Source organism: Inquilinus sp. (genome assembly GCF_057815775.1).
On record NZ_JBYRFX010000791.1, the window covers coordinates 1 to 3,582 of the forward strand.

4 protein-coding genes are annotated in these 3,582 nt (G+C 68.6%); all 4 read right to left on the minus strand.

The features are described 5' to 3' along the window. Nucleotides 1-887 (minus strand): ABC transporter ATP-binding protein (locus AC3XYG_RS28140; RefSeq protein ID WP_489143186.1); only part of this gene is annotated, 887 nt, incomplete at its 3' end. Continuing rightward, the gene (locus AC3XYG_RS28145; RefSeq protein WP_489143187.1) at nt 880-1,653 is read right to left on the minus strand and encodes an ABC transporter permease; all 774 of its coding nucleotides are present in this window, start codon (nt 1,651-1,653) and stop codon (nt 880-882) included. The genes AC3XYG_RS28140 and AC3XYG_RS28145, both read right to left, overlap by 8 nt. Beyond that, nucleotides 1,653-2,483 carry an ABC transporter permease gene (locus tag AC3XYG_RS28150; protein ID WP_489143188.1) on the minus strand — a complete coding sequence of 277 codons (831 nt, stop codon included), beginning with the start codon at nt 2,481-2,483 and terminating at the stop codon, nt 1,653-1,655. Before AC3XYG_RS28150 ends, AC3XYG_RS28145 begins: the two co-directional genes overlap by 1 nt. A gap of 161 nt (nt 2,484-2,644) precedes the next feature. Next, nucleotides 2,645-3,582 (minus strand): ABC transporter substrate-binding protein (locus tag AC3XYG_RS28155; RefSeq protein WP_489143189.1); only part of this gene is annotated, 938 nt, incomplete at its 5' end.

Here is a 3,582-nt window from a genome sequence, read left to right on the forward strand (position 1 = left end):
GTCTGGCCGAGATAGGACACGCCGCGCACCCGGCCCTGGTGCGGCCCGGTGCCCAGCGCCACCGCCTGCGGTCGCCAGCCCAGCGCCTTCGCCGCCGCCGGCAGGGCGAAGCCGGGCGCCAGGCTGCCGCCGGACGCGGCCAGCTGGCCGTGCTCGACCGCGAAGGTGTTCTCGAAGCCCATGAAGCGGGCGACGAAGGGCGAGCAGGGCGCTTCGTAGATCGCGTCGGGCGTGCCCATCTGCTCGATCCTGCCGGCGCGCATCACGATGATGCGGTCGGCCAGCGCCAGGGCTTCCGACTGGTCATGCGTGACATAGACCATGGTGATGCCGAGTTCGCGCTGCAGGCGGCTCAGCTCGCTGCGCATCTCCAGCCGCAGCCGGGCGTCGAGGTTGGACAGCGGCTCATCCAGCAGCAGCAATTGCGGCTCAACCACGATCGACCGGGCCAGGGCGACGCGCTGCTGCTGGCCGCCGGACAGGGCCTTGGGCAGCCGCTGGCCGAAATCGGCCAGGCCGACATTGGCCAGGGCCGCGGTGACGCGGCGGCCGATCTCGTCGCCCGGCAGCCGCTTCAGCCGCAGGCCGAAGGCGACGTTCTCGAACACCGAGAGGTGCGGGAACAGCGCATAGGACTGGAACACCAGCCCGACGCCGCGCTTGTTGGCCGGCACGCGGGTGATGTCGCGCCCCGCCAGCGTGATCCGCCCGGAAACCGGCGCCATCAGCCCGGCGATGGCCCGCATGGTGGTGGTCTTGCCGCAGCCGGATGGGCCGAGCAGCGCGACCAGCTCGCCCTGGCCGAGCGAGACGCTCAAGCTGTCGACCGCGACCTGGCCGCGATAGGCGAGGGTCAGGCCGTCGAGAGTCAGGAAATCCTCAGACATAGCGCGACAGCCCCAGCAGGCGTTCGGCGACCAGCACGATCGCCAGCGACATCAGCGCCAGCAGACCGGACAGGGCAGCGACCGACGGGTCGTAGTTGAATTCCATGTAGAACATCATGTCGATCGGCAGGGTCGACACCCCCGGCCCGGACAGGAACAGCGACACCGGCACCTGGTTGAAAGAGGTGACGAAGCCGATGACGAAGGCGGCCATGACGGCGCTGCGCACATTCGGCAGCACCACCCGGAAGAAGGCGCCGGCCCGGCTGGCGCCCAGCAGCACCGCCGCTTCCTCCATGTCGACCCGCAGGTTGCGCAGGCTGGCCGACACGATGCGGACGGCATAGGGCACCAGCAGCGCGGTGTGGGCGACGAACAGCGCCGCGATCACGGGGATGCCGGCCGGGATCACCAGGTGCCGCAGCAGGGCCAGGCCGACGATGATGCCGGGCACGATGATCGGCGCGGTCACCACGGTGCGGATGATCTCGCGCCCCGGCACCTCGTAGCGTTCCAGCGCGTAGGCGGCGGGGATGCCGAGCAGCAGCGCCGCGCCGGTGGCGCCGAGCCCGAGCGCCAGCGACAGGGCGAAGCTGGACCGGAAGCTCTCGACCTCGAACACCTTGGCGACCCAGCGCAGCGACAGCCCCTGCGGCGGGAAGGCCAGGGTCTCGCCGCCCGACAGCCCGGCGATGCAGATCAGCAGGAACGGCCCGATCAGGAACACCAGGACGGCAAGCAGCAGGGTGCGGCCGGCGATGCGCATCAGCCGATCCTCCGCCGCGCCGTGGCCAGCCGCTTCAGCACGCCATGGGTCAGGATGCTCATGCCGATCAGGATCACCGCGATCACCCCGGCGGCGGCATAGTCGTTGGCGACGGAGACGCGCTGGTACATCAGCGTCTCCAGCATCAGCACCTTGGAGCCGCCGAGGATCGCCGGGGTGACATAGGCGGTGAGGGAACCGACGAAGACCAGCGTGCCGCCGACCACCAGCCCTTCGCGGGTCAGCGGCAGCAGGATGCGCCGGAACACGGTCCACCAGGATGCGCCCAGCACCCGGGCCGCCGGCACCACGTCCGGCGGCAGGTTCTCCAGCGCGCTGACCAGCGGCAACACCATCAGCGGGAAGAACAGCTGGATCAGGCCGATGAAGATCGCCGTCTCGCTGAACAGGAAGCGGATCGGCTCGTCCGACAGGCCCAGCCCGGTCAGCGCCACATTGACGATGCCGGTGCGGCCCAGGATCACCAGCCAGGCATAGGTCCGCGCCACCGGCGAGATCATCAGCGGCAGCACCAGCAGGCCGACCAGCTTGCCCTTGGCGCCGGGCGAGGCGTCGACGATCACCAGCGCCACGGCATAGCCGACCACCGCCGACACCGCGGTGACCGCCAGGCCCAGGCGGAAGGTGCGGAAGAACACGTCGCGGTTCAGCGGCTGGGCGAAGAAGCCGGTGAAGTTCTCCAGCCCCCAGCCGGCGGCCGACTGGAAGCTGCCGGCCAGCAGGATCGCGACCGGCAGCAGGAAGCCGATGGCGACGAACAGCGCCGCGGGCGCCATCAGGGCCAGGCCGATGCCTCGTCGTTCGAACATCTGCCGCTCAGAACTCTAAACTGAATTGAAAATTGTCATGCCCGGACTTGATCTGGGCATCCAGAGACTGTCGACATCCTCTGGATTGCCGGGTCAAGCCCGGCAATGACAGGTGAGAGAATGGGGAGCGCTTGTTCTCGAGCTTGTTCATCGCCGGGGGCCTACTGGGTGACCTTGGCGTTCCAGCCGGCGACCCAGGCTTCCCGGTTCTCCAGCATGGCCGCCGGCGCGATGAAGTGCAGGCTGGCGGCGGTCTCGGCGCCATAGGTCAGCGATTCCGCGGTCTCGGCCGGCACCTCGACCGTCTTGTTGGCCGGGCTGTCGACCAGATCGGCGGCCAGCCGGGTCTGCACGTCCTTGGACAGCCAGTAATCGATGAACTGCAGCGCCAGCGCCTCGTTCTTCGTGCCCTTGACCAGGGTCAGCACATTCATGCCGCCGGTCTGGCCCTCGCTCGGCGTCGCCCATTTGATCGGCAGATCCAGCTTGCGGATGTTGGCCCAGCCGAAGCGGCCGACCACCGCCGCCAGGATCTCCTCCTGCTCGAACAACTGCGGGATCTGCGACCCGCGCTCGTAGAAGGTGACGACATTGTCCCGGTTCGCGGCGATCGCGTCGATGCCGGCCTTCAGGTCGGGCGTGGTGCCGCCCTCGGCCTTGTCGATCATGTAGATGGCGGACGGGCCCTGGGTGGTGGTGATGTTCGGCAGGGCGATGCGGCCGGCCAGCTCCGGCTTGAACAGGTCCTTCCAGCTGGTGATCGTCACCTTGTCCGAGCGGTAGACGATGCTGGTGGAATAGAAGGTGTAGCCGACCGCCATGTGGCCGCCGAGCGGGTCCTGGGCGATGTCGTACAGCGCGCCGTAATTCGCCAACTTCGCGACATCGATCGGCTGGACCAGATCCTTGCGCACCGCCTCCAGTGCGTTGAAGTCGGCGATGGCGGCGACGTCGATCACCGGTGCGGCTTTGTTGGCCTCCAGCTTCGCCAGCCGCTCGCTGCTGTTGCCGGTCTCGACCACCAGCGTGCAGCCGCAGATCGCCTCGAACGGGTCGTACAGGTCCTTCTTATAGGCGTCCTGCGCGATGCCGTAGACCG